Origin of the sequence: Burkholderia sp. HAN2018, assembly GCF_024704855.1 — a bacterium.
Lineage (GTDB): Bacteria > Pseudomonadota > Gammaproteobacteria > Burkholderiales > Burkholderiaceae > Burkholderia > Burkholderia cepacia.
The window spans coordinates 1-15556 of the sequence record NZ_QOBB01000241.1 but is presented as its reverse complement, the minus strand read 5'-3'; the positions used below and the strand labels follow the sequence as shown (position 1 = coordinate 15556).

Sequence of the window (15556 nt, the reverse complement as noted above, 5' to 3'; positions counted from 1 at the left end):
CCGCCGCTGCCACGGGCGCCGCGGCGCCCGACGCGGCAGCGAGCGCGGCAACCGGGGCCGCACCCGGCGCGAACGGGCAGGGCAAGGTCGCGCAGATCAAGCGCTTCGAAGTGACGGGTTCGCTGATCCGGCAGGCCGACAAGACCGGTTTCCAGCAGGTGCAGACGATCACGCCGAAGGAAATCCAGGCCAGCGGCGCGGTGACCGTCACCGACTTCCTGCGCGACGCGGCGGCCAACTCGGCGAACAGCTGGGGTGAAGGGCAATCGGGCAACTTCGCGGCCGGCGCGGCCGGTATCGCGCTGCGCGGCCTGTCCGAGAAGTACACGCTCGTGATGGTCGACGGCCAGCGCGTCGCACCTTACGCATTCTTCTCGAACAGCGTCGACTCGTTCTTCGACCTCAACACGATCCCGCTCAACGATATCGAGCGGATCGAAATCGTGAAGACGGGCGCCGTGTCGCAGTATGGTTCGGACGCGATCGGCGGGGTCGTCAACATCATCACGAAACACAATTTCCGCGGCCTGCAGCTCGACGGCAGCCTCGGCAGCGCGATCAATGGCGGCAACGGCGACGGCACGACGAAGTTCGGCGTGCTCGGCGGCTTCGGCGACCTGAACGCCGACCGCTTCAACGTGACGGCCGCGCTCAGCTACTACAAGTCGAATGGCTTCACGCTGGCCGATCGCGATTCGACGCGCAACCAGGACTTCACGGGCAAGCCGGGCGGCTTCTCGCTGCTCGCGCCGTCGTACTGGAACATGCCCGGCGGCGTCGCGCAGGCACTGAGCGGGGGCTGCCCGTTCGGCGGCTCGGTCCATCAGGCCGCGTCGAATTCGCTGTCGTCCGGATCGCCGGGCACGATCTGCGCCTATAACACGGCTGAAAGCACGTCGATCCTGCCGATGACCGAGCGCCTGAACGCAAAGCTCCACGGGGACTTCAAGATCGACGACAAGACGACCGCGTTCGCGGATTTCCTCGAGAGCTACAACACGACCACGACCAACGACGGCCTGTGGAACAACGTGATCGGCAACCCGCAGAACCCGGCGCTCGTCTGGAATCCGCAGACGAAGCTGCTGTCGCCGTTCAACTACACGGTACCGGTCAGCAACCCGTACAACACGACGGGCGCGGCCACGCCGCTCACCTACGCGTTTCCGAACACGGTCGCGCAGAAGACCTGGGCGAACTACTGGCGTGCGGCCGCCGGCATCAAGGGGTCGTTCACGCTGCCGTACGGCGACTGGGACTGGGCGACGTCGGTCAGCCACTCGCAGAGCACGGTGTCGAACGTGTTCACGAACCAGCTGAACGTCAACGCGCTGAACAACATCTACCAGAACGGCACGCTGAACTTTGCGAACCCGGCGGCAACGCCGAACGCGTTCAACGGGCTGTTCCAGGAAGCGAACAACCTCGGCATCTCGAAGCTCGACACGATCGACGCGACGCTGTCGACGCCGAACCTGTTCCATCTGCCGGCCGGCGACGTGGGTATCGGTTTCGGCGCGCAGTTCACGCACCAGAGCGAAGTGCTGACGCCGGGCTCCGAATACCTGAGCGGGGCAGTCGTTACCCCGGACCTCGAGACGGTGAACGGCCAGCGCAACGTCGCGGCCGTCTATTACCAGATCAACGTGCCGATCCTCGAGAACCTGACGTTCAGCCAGGCCGGCCGCTATGACCACTACACGGACGTGGGCGGTGCCTTCTCGCCGCGCTTCGCGTTGCGCTACCAGCCGATCAAGGCCCTCACGCTGTATACGTCGTACAACCGCGGCTTCCGCGCGCCGACCTTCGTCGAGGACAGCAAGTCGCAGACGCTCGGCATCCAGGTCGATCCGGCCACCGGCCAGAACTACACGTCGATCACCGTCGGCAACCCGAACCTCGCGCCGGAACGCACGCGCAACTTCAATATCGGCTTCCAGGTATCGCCGAGCCGCTACACGGATCTCGGCTTCGACTGGTACAAGATCCGCATCGACAACGTGATCGGCCAGGGCGCGCCGTCGCAGGTCGTGACCGATCCGACGACGGGCCAGCTGCTGTACAAGATGATTCCGTACCAGAACCTCGGTTACCTCGACACGAACGGCTTCGAAGGCACGTTCCGCCAGGGCCTGCCGCTCAAGGGCTGGGGCACGGTCACGCTGTCGGGCGACTGGGCGTACATCAACAGCTACAAGATCGGCTTCCCGGGCGGCACGCCGGTCAACGGCGCGGGCAACAACTTCACGATCACGCAGCCGTTCGGCGGCAGCTTCCCGCGCTGGCGCGGCAACACGACGCTGGACTGGAACTACCGGAAGTTCGATGCGGCGCTGACGTGGCAGTTCACGGGCCCGTACGCGCAGAACCTGCTGCCGGCGCCCGCGCCGTCGAAGGTCGGCTCGTACAGCCAGTTCAACCTGATGATGACGTACACGGGCTTCAAGAACTGGACGATCTACGGCGGCATCAACAACCTCTTCAACCGCACGCCGCCGTACGACCCGATCTTCGCGAACGGCACGCTGGACCAGAGCGGGTACGACACGTCGGTGTATTCGTACATCGGCCGGTTCGCGCAGGTCGGCGCGACGTACAAGTTCTGACGGCGATCGTTATGCGCTGACAGGCTTTGGACAGGCCGCTCCACGTCCACTACCCCCTTTTCGGGGCGGCCTTTTTTCGCCTGGCGCCACGACGTCCCGCAACCGGGCCGCGCGGCGGCGCAGTTGATCCGATCGTGTACAGCACGAACCCCACGCGGGACGCGGCCGGCACGCGGCGTCCGGCACAGGCATCGACCGTGTGCAGGCAGCGCGCCCGCACGCTTCCGGACAGACTGACCATGAGACTGTTGAATGGGCGACGGGCACGCGTGCCGCGCCACTCGCACCTGAAGCGCCTGAAGCGCACGCATGCGCGGATGCGTGCCGCCACGCGCGCCGCGCTGCTTGCGTGCGCCGCGTGGCTCGTGTCGGGCGGCGTCATGCCGCAGGCCGCGCTCGCCGTGCCGGCGATCTCGCAATACGACCATCCGAAGTATCTGCCGGGCTTCACACATTTCGACTACGCGAATCCGGACGCGCCGGACAGCGGCACGCTCGATTTCGAAAACTACGACGAAGCGCAAAGCTACGATTCGCTGAACCCGTTCCTCGTGCGCGGCTCGCCTGCGCCGGACATCAAGAACCTGATGTTCGACACGCTGATGCAGCGCAGCTGGGACGAGCTCGCATCCGAATACGCGCTGATCGCCGACGACGTCGAGGTCGCGCCCGACGGGCTGTCGGCGACGTTCCACCTCGATCCGGCCGCACGCTTCTCGAACGGCGACCCGATCACCGCGGCCGACGTCAGGTATTCGTTCGATACGCTGACGAGCCCGCAGGCCTCGCCGCTGTACAACGCGCAGTTCTCGATCATCAGGCGTGCGGTGGTCGTCGACGGCCACACGGTGCGCTTCGAGTTCAAGCATGCGGAGCGCGACGCCGCGCTGATCGCGGGCGACCTGCCGGTGTTCTCGCCGAAGTGGGGGCAGCGTGCGGACGGCACGCGGCCGCCGTTCGACCAGATCGCGACGGTGCCGCCGATCGCGAGCGGCCCGTACCTGATCGAGCAGCGCAAGAACGACAAGCAGATCGTCTATGTGCGCAACCCGCACTACTGGGCGGCGAACCTGCCGTCGCGACGCGGCATGTTCCGCTTCGCGCGCGTGTCGTTCAAGCTGTACCTGGATCAGTACACGGCGCTCGAGGCATTCAAGGCCGGCGACATCGACGCGCGCATGGAATACAGCGCGACGCAGTGGGCGCGCAAGTACGTCGGCAAGAACTTCCGCAACGGCATGCTCGAGCGCGGCGAGTTTCCTGACGGCCCCGCGCAGATGCAGGGCTTTTTGATCAACATGCGCAAGCCGATGTTCCGGGACGTGCGGGTGCGGCACGCGCTCGCGCTCGCGTTCGACTTCGACTGGATGAGCCGGATGATGTTCTACGGGCAGTATCGCCGTACCAACAGCTTCTGGGAGGCGAGCCTGTTCGCGGCAACCGGCATGCCGAGCGAGAAGGAGCGCGCGTTGCTCGAACCGTTCCGCTCGACGCTGCCCGCGGAGGTGTTCGGCCCGATGGTCCGGCAGCCGTCGACGCTGCCGCCCGACTCGTTGCGTGCGAACCTGAAGCAGGCGCGCGACCTGCTCGCGCAGGCGGGCTGGCGTTACCGCGACGGCGCGCTGCGCGACGCGAACGGCACGCCGATGACGATCGAGATCATCGACGACCAGCCCGGCATGGACCGCCTGATCCTGCCGTACACGCAGGCGCTCGCGATGCTCGGCATCCACGCGTACCTGCGCGAGATCGACAGCGCGGTCTACCTGAAGCGGCTCGACAACTTCGAGTACGACATGACGACGTACATCTACCTGCCCGTGACGATCCCGGGTGCGGAGCTGACGCGCCGCTTCGGCAGCGCGGCCGCGTCGCAGCCGGGCTCCGAGAACTATCCGGGCGTGAAGTCGAAGGCGGTCGACGCGCTGATCCGCGCGGCGCTCGCCGCCGACACGCTCAACGATCTCGAGACGGCCACGCACGCGCTCGACCGCGTGCTGATCAACCTGTATGCGCTGATCCCGCAGTATTACCTGCCGAATGCGCGGATCGCGTACAAGGCGACGCTCGGCCACCCGGAGATCGTGCCGAATTCCTACCAGTACGAAGACTGGATCATCGACTACTGGTACGTGAAGCATCCGGCGGCGAAACCCATGCCGGCGGCCTGACGGGGGAACGACGATGCTCGCATACATACTCAGGCGGTTGCTGCTGATGGTCCCGACGCTGATCGGGGTGGTGACGATCACGTTCGCGGTCACGCAGTTCGTGCCGGGCGGCCCGGTCGAACAGGTGCTCGCGCAGTTGCGCCACGGCAGCGCGCGCGGCGGGGAGGCGGGCGGCGGAGGCGGCGGCTACCACGGCAGCCAGGGCGTCGACCCGCAGCAGATCGAACAGATCCGCAAGCAGTTCGGCTTCGACAGGCCGCCGCTCGAACGCTATGTGCTGATGCTGAAGAGTTATGCGACGTTCGACCTCGGCCAGTCCTATTTCGCGCATCGCAGCGTGTGGGCGGTCATTCGCTCGAAGCTGCCGGTGTCGATCACGCTCGGGATGTGGACGGTGATCCTCACGTACCTGGTGTCGGTGCCGCTCGGCATTGCGAAGGCGGTGCGCAACGGGTCGCGGTTCGACACCGTGACGAGCGTGCTGGTGCTGGCCGGCTACGCGGTGCCGGGCTTCGTGCTCGGCGTGCTGCTGCTGATGCTGTTCGGCGGCGGCACGTTCTGGCAGGTGTTCCCGATGCGCGGGCTCACGTCCGACAACTTCGACGACCTGACGCTGATCGGAAAGGCGCTCGACTATCTGTGGCACATCGTGATGCCGGTGACGGCGTCGGTCGTCGGCAACTTCGCGATCGTCACGATCCTGACCAAGAACACGTTCCTCGAGGAGATCGGCCGGCAATACGTGCTGACCGCCCGCGCGAAGGGCGCGCCCGAGCGCGACGTGCTGTGGAAGCACGTGCTGCGCAACGCGGCGATCCCGCTGCTCACCGGGCTGCCGGCCGCGTTCGTCGGCGCATTCCTGAACGGCAACCTGCTGATCGAGACGCTGTTCTCGCTCGACGGCATGGGGCAACTGTCGTACGACTCGGTGATCCGCCGCGACTATCCGGTCGTGCTCGGCTCGCTGTTCCTGTTCACGCTGATCGGCCTGCTGACCAAACTCATCGCGGATATCTGCTATGTCCTCGTCGACCCCCGTATCCAGTTCAACCGCCTGGACCACTGACCAGGCATGCGCCGCGTGCGCGGCCTCGCCGTCGCCGTGGCGGCGCACGTGGTTGCGTTTTCGCGCGCAGCCGCTCGGCTACTGGAGCCTTGTGATCTTCACGGTGCTGTTCGTGCTCAGCCTGGGCGCGAACCTGCTGTCGAACGACCGGCCGCTGATCGTGCGCTACGACGGGCACTATTACTTCCCGATCGTGAAGGACTATCCGGAGACCGCGTTCGGCGGCGATTTTCCCGCGATGACGAACTATCTCGACCCGTACATCCGCACGAAACTCGAGTCGCACGGCAATTTCGCGCTTTATCCGCCGAACCGCTATCGCTACGACACGATCGACTATTTCGCGTCGCGCCCGTATCCGGCGCCGCCGTCGGCCAGCAACTGGCTCGGCACCGACCAGTTCGGGCGCGACGTGCTCGCGCGGCTGCTGTACGGGTTCCGGCTGTCGGTGCTGATGGCGTTCGCGCTGACGGTATCGGGCGTGCTGGTCGGCGTGCTGGCCGGCGCGCTGCAAGGTTTCTACGGCGGCCGTACCGACCTGATCGGCCAGCGCCTGATCGAGATCTGGAGCGCGCTGCCCGACCTGTACCTGCTGATCATCTTCGCGTCGATCTTCACGCCGTCGCTGTGGCTGCTGTTCGTGCTGTTGTCGATGTTCGGCTGGCTCGTGCTGTCCGACTACGTCCGCGCCGAATTCCTGCGCAACCGCGCGCTCGACTACGTGAAAGCGGCGCGCACGATGGGGCTGACGAACGCGCAGATCATCTGGAGGCACGTGCTGCCGAACAGCCTGACGCCCGTGATCACGTTCCTGCCGTTCCGGATGAGCGCGGCGATCCTGTCGCTGACGAGCCTCGACTTCCTGGGGCTCGGCGTGCCGCCGCCGACGCCGAGCCTCGGCGAACTGCTGCAGGAGGGGAAGAACAACCTGGATGCGTGGTGGATCTCGATCGCGGCGTTCGCGGCGCTGGTGGTGACGCTGCTGCTGCTCACCTTCATGGGCGATGCGCTGCGCAACGCGCTCGACACGCGCACGCGCGGCTCGGCATTCGGCGGAGGGCGATGATGACGAGACCGTTGCTGCAGATCGATGGGTTTTCCGCGCATTTCGGCGCGAACGCGGCCGTCCAGGACCTGAGCCTGTCGATCGGCCGCGGCGAGCGCGTGGCGCTCGTCGGCGAGTCGGGGTCGGGCAAGAGCGTGACCGCGCTGTCGATCCTGCGGCTCGCGCAGCAGGCGACGCTGTCGGGACGGATGCTGTTCGACGGCGAGGACCTGCTGGCGAAGACCGAGCAGCAGATGCGCGGGATCCGCGGCGCCGATATCGCGATGGTGTTCCAGGAGCCGATGACGGCGCTCAATCCGCTGTATACGATCGGCAAGCAGATCGCCGAGAGCCTGCGGCTGCACGAGGGGCTGCGCCCGGGTGAGGCGCGCGAGCGCGGGATTGCGCTGCTTCGGCGCACCGGGATTCCCGAGCCGGAGCGGCGTATCGACAGCTTTCCGCACCAGCTGTCGGGCGGGCAGCGGCAACGCGCGATGATCGCGATGGCGCTGGCGTGCCGGCCGCGGCTGCTGCTCGCGGACGAGCCGACCACCGCGCTCGACGTGACGGTGCGCCAGCAGATCGTCGACCTGCTGATCGAGTTGCAGGAGCGGGAGGCCGCCGAGCGCGGGATGGCCGTGCTGCTGATCACGCACGACCTGAACCTCGTGCGGCGCTTCGCGCAGCGTGTGGCCGTGATGGAGAAGGGCGTGCTGGTGGAGACCGGCACGACCGCCGGGCTGTTCGCGGCGCCGCAGCATCCGTACACGCGCCGGCTGCTCGACAGCGCGCCGCAACGGGCGGTCGAGCCGGTCGCCGCCGGCGCGCAGACGATCCTCGACGTGCGGCAACTCGCCGTCGACTACCGCATCGCGGCAAAGGGCTGGCGTTCGGTGCTCGGCAAGACGACGTTCCGCGCCGTGCACGACGTGCAGTTGAGCCTGAAGCGCGGCGAAACGCTCGGAATCGTCGGCGAGTCGGGTTCGGGGAAATCGACGCTCGCGTCGGCGGTGCTCGGCTTGCAGCGGCCGGCGTCGGGCGAGATCGAGATCGACGGCATGCCGCTCGCGTCGCTGCGCACGACGCAGGGCCGGCGCACGCTGTACGGGCGCATGCAGGTGGTGTTCCAGGATCCGTTCGGCTCGCTGTCGCCGCGCATGACGGTCGAGCAGATCGTCGGCGAAGGGCTGGGCGTGCACCGGCCGCAGGTGACCGGCGACGCGCGGCGGGCGCGGATCGCCGCGCTGCTGCAGGAGGTCGGGCTGCCTGCCGAGGCGATGCTGCGCTATCCGCACGAGTTTTCCGGCGGGCAGCGGCAGCGGATCGCGATCGCGCGGGCGCTGGCGGTGGAGCCGGAACTGCTGGTGCTCGACGAGCCGACCAGCGCGCTCGACGTGTCGATCCAGAAGCAGGTGCTGAATCTGCTGACGAATCTGCAAAAGAAGTACAAACTCAGCTACCTGTTCATCACGCACGATCTGGCGGTGATGCGCGCGATGGCCCACCGGGTCATCGTGATGAAGGCGGGGCGCGTGGTCGAGGAGGGCGAGACGCTCGACGTGCTGCACGCGCCATCCCATCCGTATACGCGGGCGCTGCTCGCGTCGTCCATGCCGGCGCCGGCGCACGGCCCGCAGCAGAGGCAAGAGAGAACCGATGATTGACGAGAACCGGGCGCCGGGCGCCCGAGCCGTACAGGCAGCGCAGGCGTTGCGCAGCGACGCCGATTTCTGGTCGCTGCGCATCGTCGACGAGACGATCGACGAACATGCGGTGCGCAACGACGTCGCGCAGCCGTTCTCGCGCACGCGCGAACGCGGCGCGATGCTGATGGCGCGGGCCGGCACGGGCGCGGGTTATGCGGCGACGCCCGACCTGTCCCCGGCCGGGCTGCAGGCGGCGCTCGACATCGCGACCGCGCGGGCACGGGCAAGCGCGCCGTGGGCGCTGGTCGATCATCGCCAGGCTGCGCGCCCGCAGACGGGCGGCACGTATGCGTCGCCCGATGTCGACGCGGCACTGCCGTCGCGCGCGGAATGGATCGAGCGTCTCGCGCACGAATGCGCGGCGGCGAACCTCGGCGCGCGCATCGTCGAGCGCGCGGCGAGCGTGATGATCGTCGACACCGAACAGTGTTACCTGACGAGCGACGGCGTCCGGATCGACCAGCGGTTCCGCTTCCTGATGCCCGAGCTGCACGCCGTCGCCCACGGCGACGGCGACACGCAGACGCGCTCGCTCGGTCAATCGGGCACGCTGGCGCAGGGCGGCCTCGACGTGCTGGCGCGCTACGGCTTCGACGGCGCCGGCGCGCGCGTCGCCGACGAGGCGCTGCAGTTGCTGGCCGCACCGAACTGCCCGACCGGCCGGCGCGACCTGTTGCTGATGCCCGACCAGATGATGCTGCAGATCCACGAGTCGATCGGCCATCCGCTCGAACTCGACCGGATCCTCGGCGACGAGCGCAACTTCGCAGGGTCGAGCTTCGTCAGGCCGGAGATGGTCGGCCACTATCAGTACGGCTCGCCGCTGCTGAACGTCACGTTCGATCCCGAGCCGGCCGCCGAAGCCGCGTCCTACGCGTTCGACGACGACGGCACGCCGGCGCGCAAGCAGTACCTGATCCGCAACGGCGTGCTCGAACGGCTGCTCGGCGGGGCGTTGTCGCAGCAGCGTGCGGGCCTGCCGGGTGTGGCCAATTCGCGCGCGTCGAGCTGGAACCGCGCGCCGATCGACCGGATGGCGAACCTGAACGTCGAACCCGGCGACCAGTCGCTCGATGCACTGGTCGCGGGCACCGAGCACGGGATCCTGATGCGCACCAACACGTCCTGGTCGATCGACGACCACCGCAACAAATTCCAGTTCGGTTGCGAATTCGGGCAACTGATCGAGAACGGCCGGCTCACGCAGGTCGTCAAGCGCCCGAACTACCGCGGCATCTCCGCACAGTTCTGGCGCAGCCTGCGCGCGGTAGGCGACGCGGGCACGTTCGGCATCTACGGCACGCCTTATTGCGGGAAGGGCGAGCCCGCGCAGATCATCCGGGTCGGCCACGCCGCGCCGGCCTGCGTGTTCGCCGATGTCGACGTATTCGGAGGCGCGTGATGACGGGATTCGAACCGATGGCACGCCGCGCCGGAATCGACTGGCATGCGCATTTCACCCGGCTCGCCGACGAGGCGCAACGGCTGAAGGCGCCGGCCGAAACCGTCCTGCTCGGTTTCTCGAGCGAAACGTCCGACTTCGTCCGCTTCAACGGCGGCAGGATTCGACAGACCGGGCGCGTCACGCAGGGGCGATTGTCCGTGCGGCTCGTCGACGGGGCGCGGCAGGCGCACTCGGCGCTGACCGTCTGCGGCGATCCGGCGGCCGACCTGCCCGAACTGGCCGCGGCGCTGGCCGTGCTGCGCGACGGCCTGCGCGACGCGCCGGACGATCCGCACCTGCTGTTCGATACCTCGTCGTGGCTGCAGGAAACGCACCGCACCGGGCGCCTGCCGGATGCGGACGGGCTCGCGCGCGTCGTGGCCGAATGCGCGCGCGGTCTCGATTTCGTCGGTTTTTACGCGGGCGGCACGCTGGCGCGCGGCTTTGCGTCGTCGACCGGCAGCCGCGGCTGGTACGAGGTCGAGAACTTCAACTTCAGCTGGTCGCTGTACGACCCGAGCGGACGGGCGATCAAGACCGCCTACGCGGGCGACGACTGGAGCGATGCGGCGTTCGCCGCCCGCGTCGAGGCCGCCGCCGCGCGGCTGCCCGTGCTCGGTCGCACGCCGAAGGCGCTTGCGCCCGGACGCTACCGCGCGTATTTCGCGCCGGACGCCGTTCACGAGATGACGAGCCTGCTCGGCTGGAGCGGCTTTTCGGCGCGTGCGCTGGCGAGCGCCCGCAGCCCGCTGCATCGCCTGTACGCCGGCGAGGTCGCGCTCGATCCGCGTGTGTCGATCACCGAGGATTTCTCGCTGGGCATCGCGCCGGCGTTCAACGCGGACGGCTACCGGCGCGACAGCGTGCCGCTCGTCGTCGGCGGGCGGGGGGAAGGGCAGCTCGTGAGCGCACGCACCGCGCGCGAGCACGGGCGTGTGCCGAACGGGGCGGACAACGGCGAATCGCCGCAGTCGCTGACGATCGCGTGCGGCACGCTCGCAGATGCCGACGTGCTGGCCGCGCTCGACACGGGGCTCTACGTCGGCAACCTCTGGTACCTGAACTTCTCGGACCCGATCGCCTGCCGGATGACGGGGATGACGCGCTTCGCGACGTTCTGGGTCGAAGGCGGGCGCATCGTCGCGCCGGTCGACGCGATGCGGTTCGACGACAGTTTCTACCGGCTGTTCGGATCGGAGCTCGAGCAGCTCGGCGCGGCGCCCGCGCTGCTCGCGAACGACGACACGTACGGCGAGCGCGCCACCGGAGGCGCGCAACTGCCGGGGCTGCTCGCGCGCGCGTTCGAACTCACGCTGTAGCGCGGCTGCCGATACTCGCCGATGCCGTCATTCTTCATCGACCGTCCCGTCTTTGCGTGGATCGTCGCGCTCGCGATCGTCGTCGCGGGCGTGCTGGCCATTCCGCAATTGCCGATCGCGCAGTATCCGCGCCTGGCGCCGCCGCGGGTCGTGGTCACCGCGTCTTATCCGGGCGCGTCGACCGAGACGGTCGATGCCGACGTCGGCAGCGTCATCGAGGAAAGCCTCGACGGCGCCGACGGGCTGCTGTACTACGAGACGAGCAGCGACGGTCACGGCAACCTCGAGATCGACGTGACGTTCTCGCCCGGCACCGATCCGGACATCGCGCTCGTCGACGTCAACAACCGGTTGAAGCAGGTCGAGCCGCGGCTGCCGCAGCAGGTCGTCCAGCAGGGGATCGGCGTGTTCAAGGCGGCGAACACGTTCCTGATGCTCGTCACGCTGACGTCGACCGACGGCACGCGCGATTCCGCGCAGCTCGGCGATTACCTGAACCGCTACGTGCTGCGCGAGCTGAAGCGCGCGCCGGGTGTCGGTGCGGCCGAGCTGTGGGATGCCGACGAGGCGCTGCGGGTCTGGCTCGATCCCGTGAAGTTGCGCGAATACGATCTCGGCGCCGACGACGTGATCGCGGCGATCGGCGCGCAGAACGCGACGGTCACGGCCGGCGCGATCGGCGACGCGCCGTTCGTGCATGGCCAGCAGCTGACCGCGACGGTCGTGGTCAAGGGGCAGCTTGCGTCGCCCGAGGAGTTCGGCCGGATCGTGCTGAAGTCGAAGCAGGACGGTTCGGCCGTGCGCGTCGCCGACGTCGCGCGCGTCGAGATCGGCCGCGACGACTATTCGTTTTATTCGCGGCTGAACGGCCGGCCGGCCGCGACGGTCGGCATCCAGCTCGGCCCGCGCGGCAACGCGCTCGAAACGTCGAATGCGATCCGCGCACGGCTTGCCGAGCTGTCGCGGACGCTGCCGCCGGGCGTCGCGGTCGAGATTCCCTTCGACGGCGCGCATTTCGTCAAGATCGCGATCCACGAGGTCGTGCTGACGCTCGTCGAGGCCGTCGTGCTGGTGTTCTGCGTGATGTGGCTGTTCCTGCGCGACCTGCGCTACACGCTGGTGCCGACCGTCGTGATTCCGGTCACGCTGATGGGCGCGTTCGTCGCGATGTGGGCGTTCGGTCTGTCGATCAACGTGTTCACGATGTTCGGCCTCGTGCTGGCGATCGGCATCCTGGTCGACGATGCGATCGTCGTCGTCGAGAGCGTGCATCGCGTGATGGAGGAGGGCGTGTCGCCGCGCGACGCCACACGCCGGGCCATGAAGCGGATCGGCGGGGCGATCGTCGGCGTGACCGCGGTGCTGACCGCCGTATTCGTGCCGATGGCGTTTTTCCCGGGCAGTGTCGGCGGCATCTACCGGCAGTTCGCGGTGGCGATGATCGCGTCGATGCTGGTGTCGTCGTTCATGGCGCTGTCGCTCACGCCCGCGCTGTGCGCGAACCTGCTGAAGCCGGTCGCGCGACACGGCGGCGGAACCGGCCGCACGAGGCGACTCGGCATCGGCGCGCGTCTGGCCGACCGGTTCGGCGTGGCCTTCGCGCGCGCCGAATCCGGTTATCGCCGCGTCGCGGTGTTTGCCGTGCGCCGCACCGGGATGGTCGTGGCAGTCTATGCGGCACTCGTGCTCGCATGCGGGTTGCTGTACTGGATGATGCCGGGCGGCTTCCTGCCCACCGAGGACCAGGGGCAATTGCAGGTGATGATCCAGTTGCCGGCGGGCGCCACGCAGGCGCGTACGCTCGCGGTCGTCGAGCGTGTCGAGGCGATCCTGCGCGGGGAGCCGGCGATAGCGAACGTGACGAGCGTGATCGGCTGGAGTTTCGCGGGCAGCGGGCAGAACGTCGGGATGGCGTTCGTGGAACTGAAGGACTGGGCGCAGCGCGACGTCGGCGCGATGGCGTTGCGCGACCGGCTCAACGCGCGTTTCGGCGCGATCCTCGACGGCGACGTCGAGGCGGCGCTGCCGCCTTCGGTGCGCGGCATCGGGCATTCCGACGGATTCACGTTCCGGCTCGAGGATCGCGGCGGGGGCGGGCTCGACGCGCTGAAGGCGGCTCGCGCGCAGCTTGCCGAGCGTGCGAAGGCGGATCCGCTGCTCTCGGCCGTGCATTTCGAAGACCTGCCGGACGCGCCGCGTATCGAGCTCGATGTCGATCGCGCGAAGGCGTATGCACTCGGCGTGCCGTTCGAGCGGATCGCCGGGCTCCTGGGCGGCACGTTCGGCTCGAACTACATCAACGACTTTCCGGCGTCGGGCCGGATGCGGCGGGTGATCATCGAGGCCGACCCGGTCGCGCGCGCGACCGACGCGCAACTGATGGCGCTGACCGTCCCGAACCGCACCGGCGACATGGTGCCGCTTTCGGCGATTGCCGCGCCGCACTGGACGATCGGCCCGGTGATGCTGAACCGGTACAACGGCTATCCGTCGCTCGACATCAGCGGCCGGGCGGCGACCGGCACGAGTTCGGGCGCGGCGATGGCGGAGATGGAGCGGCTGGCCGGTGCGCTGCCGGCCGGGATCGGTTTCGACTGGGTCGATGCGGCGCGCGAGGAGCAGGTTGCCGCGCGGCAGACGCCGCTGCTCGTCGGGTTGTCGGTGCTCGCGGTCTTCATGGCGCTGGCCGCGCTGTACGAAAGCTGGACGATTCCGCTGTCGGTGCTGACGATCGTGCCGCTCGGTATGATCGGCGCGATCGCCGCGGCACTCGTGCGCGGCATGCCGAACGACGTGTACTTCAAGGTCGGGATGATTACCGTGGTCGGGCTGGCGGCGAAGAACGCGATCCTGATCGTGCAGTACGCGCGCGACCTGGCCGGTCATGGCGTGCCGCTGCGGCAGGCGGTGGTCGATGCGGCCGCTGCGCGATTCCGGCCGATCGTGATGACGTCGATGGCGTTCCTGCTCGGTGTCGTGCCGCTCGTGCTGGCGACGGGCGCCGGGGCGGAAAGCCGGCGATCGATCGGCACGGGCGCGTTCGGGGGTGTGCTGGCGGCGACGGTGTTCGGGCTCGTGTTCGCGCCGGTGGCGTTTCGTGTCGTGGCGTCGGCCGGGCGACGCGGCCGGCGTGCGGCGGTGGCGACGCGCGACGATCGTCAGGCTGAGGTGGTGGGGGAGTGACGCAGTCACGCAGTGCCGGCAGGTGGTTTTCGTGCGTTGCGTTGATTGAATGCGATCGTCGTGCGGACGTCTCGCAGACGGCGCGATGCTCAATTCGAATTCAAGGAGACGGATTCAAACCATGTCCTACGTTCTGTATTACTCGCCCGGTGCGGCAAGCATGGCCGTGCATTGGATGCTGATCGAACTCGGTGTGCCGTTCGAAACGCGTCTCGTCGATATCGATGCGGGTGCGCAGCATACGCCCGAGTACCTGCGGCTGAATCCGGCCGGCCGAGTGCCGACGCTGGTCGTCGACGGCGTACCGCGGACCGAATCGGCCGCCTTGTTGATGCTGCTTGCCGAACGCCATCCGGCGCCGTCCCTGGCTCCCCGTCCAGGCGCGCCCGAACGTCCCGAGTGGTTCGAGATGATGGTCTATCTGGCCAATTCGGTATTGCCTGCGATGCGAAACTGGTTCTATGCGGAGACGGATGGCGATCCGCGATGCGCCGAGATGGTGAAGGCGTTTTCGCGGGGGCAAATCGAGGAGTCGATGGCGCATCTCGACAATCTGCTGTCCGACGGTCGTTCGTACCTGATCAACAATCGGTTGAGTACGGCTGACTTCCTTGCGTTGATGCTCATGCGCTGGACACGCAACATGCCGCGCCCGGCAACGACATGGCCGCATCTTGCGAGGTACATACAGCACCTTCGCGGGATGCCGACGTTTGTCGAGTTGAATGCGCGTGAAGGGTTGACTGAGTGGATGAATCCGGTTTCTTGAGTGATTCGAGGGAGCTTGAAAAGTGAGGCAGCAGTCGATTGGGGGCTGCTTGCTGCCGGATTTGAGTGGAAATATCGTATTTTACATAATCATAGTTATCGGTAGTTTGTGTTGTAGTAGCTAGATGGAAATGTCCGCTTTTGGCTACATGGAAATGTCCGCTTTCGTGCCGCGTAAGCTGTCCGGCCGCCGGGTGTCCGGCGCCGGAGGCTGCGATGGCTGCAACGGAGTGGATCACGATGACGAT

9 protein-coding genes are annotated in these 15556 nt (G+C 67.6%); all 9 read left to right on the top strand.

Translation table 11 applies throughout. The features are described from left to right. A partial coding sequence (locus tag DPV74_RS34765) for a TonB-dependent receptor (protein WP_162923224.1) occupies nt 1–2606 on the top strand: 2606 nt, incomplete at its 5' end. A 317-nt stretch (nt 2607–2923) separates the two neighbouring features. After that, entirely contained in the window at nt 2924–4777 is a 1854-nt protein-coding gene (locus DPV74_RS34760; RefSeq protein ID WP_119338842.1) for an extracellular solute-binding protein, read from the top strand. 13 nt (nt 4778–4790) lie between these two features. Continuing rightward, complete coding sequence (locus DPV74_RS34755) at nt 4791–5843, top strand: microcin C ABC transporter permease YejB (RefSeq protein ID WP_027787337.1); 1053 nt, start codon at nt 4791–4793, stop codon at nt 5841–5843. Next, entirely contained in the window at nt 5797–6909 is a 1113-nt protein-coding gene (locus tag DPV74_RS34750; RefSeq protein ID WP_119338841.1) for an ABC transporter permease, read from the top strand. The genes DPV74_RS34755 and DPV74_RS34750 overlap by 47 nt, the downstream gene beginning before the upstream one ends. Continuing rightward, nucleotides 6909–8552 (top strand): ABC transporter ATP-binding protein, encoded by a 1644-nt coding sequence (locus tag DPV74_RS34745; protein ID WP_119338840.1) that lies wholly within the window; start codon nt 6909–6911, stop codon nt 8550–8552. The genes DPV74_RS34750 and DPV74_RS34745 overlap by 1 nt, the downstream gene beginning before the upstream one ends. Continuing rightward, complete coding sequence (locus DPV74_RS34740; protein WP_119338839.1) at nt 8545–9996, top strand: TldD/PmbA family protein; 1452 nt, start codon at nt 8545–8547, stop codon at nt 9994–9996. The genes DPV74_RS34745 and DPV74_RS34740 overlap by 8 nt, the downstream gene beginning before the upstream one ends. Then, on the top strand, nt 9996–11357 hold the full coding sequence (locus DPV74_RS34735; RefSeq protein ID WP_119338838.1) for a TldD/PmbA family protein: 1362 nt from the start codon (nt 9996–9998) through the stop codon (nt 11355–11357). The genes DPV74_RS34740 and DPV74_RS34735 overlap by 1 nt, the downstream gene beginning before the upstream one ends. A 21-nt stretch (nt 11358–11378) precedes the next feature. Then, nucleotides 11379–14540 carry a multidrug efflux RND transporter permease subunit gene (locus tag DPV74_RS34730; RefSeq protein WP_119338837.1) on the top strand — a complete coding sequence of 1054 codons (3162 nt, stop codon included), beginning with the start codon at nt 11379–11381 and terminating at the stop codon, nt 14538–14540. 121 nt (nt 14541–14661) lie between these two features. Next, on the top strand, nt 14662–15309 hold the full coding sequence (locus DPV74_RS34725) for a glutathione S-transferase family protein (protein ID WP_119338836.1): 648 nt from the start codon (nt 14662–14664) through the stop codon (nt 15307–15309). Nucleotides 15310–15556: the final 247 nt, after the last annotated feature.

Coding starts and splice junctions, on each gene's coding strand:
- DPV74_RS34755 (WP_027787337.1), top strand. CDS start 4,791: ATGCTCGCATACATACTCAGGCGGTTGCTGCTGATGGTCCCGACGCTG.
- DPV74_RS34725 (WP_119338836.1), top strand. CDS start 14,662: ATGTCCTACGTTCTGTATTACTCGCCCGGTGCGGCAAGCATGGCCGTG.
- DPV74_RS34760 (WP_119338842.1), top strand. CDS start 2,924: ATGCGTGCCGCCACGCGCGCCGCGCTGCTTGCGTGCGCCGCGTGGCTC.
- DPV74_RS34730 (WP_119338837.1), top strand. CDS start 11,379: ATGCCGTCATTCTTCATCGACCGTCCCGTCTTTGCGTGGATCGTCGCG.
- DPV74_RS34745 (WP_119338840.1), top strand. CDS start 6,909: ATGACGAGACCGTTGCTGCAGATCGATGGGTTTTCCGCGCATTTCGGC.
- DPV74_RS34735 (WP_119338838.1), top strand. CDS start 9,996: ATGACGGGATTCGAACCGATGGCACGCCGCGCCGGAATCGACTGGCAT.
- DPV74_RS34740 (WP_119338839.1), top strand. CDS start 8,545: ATGATTGACGAGAACCGGGCGCCGGGCGCCCGAGCCGTACAGGCAGCG.
- DPV74_RS34750 (WP_119338841.1), top strand. CDS start 5,797: ATGTCCTCGTCGACCCCCGTATCCAGTTCAACCGCCTGGACCACTGAC.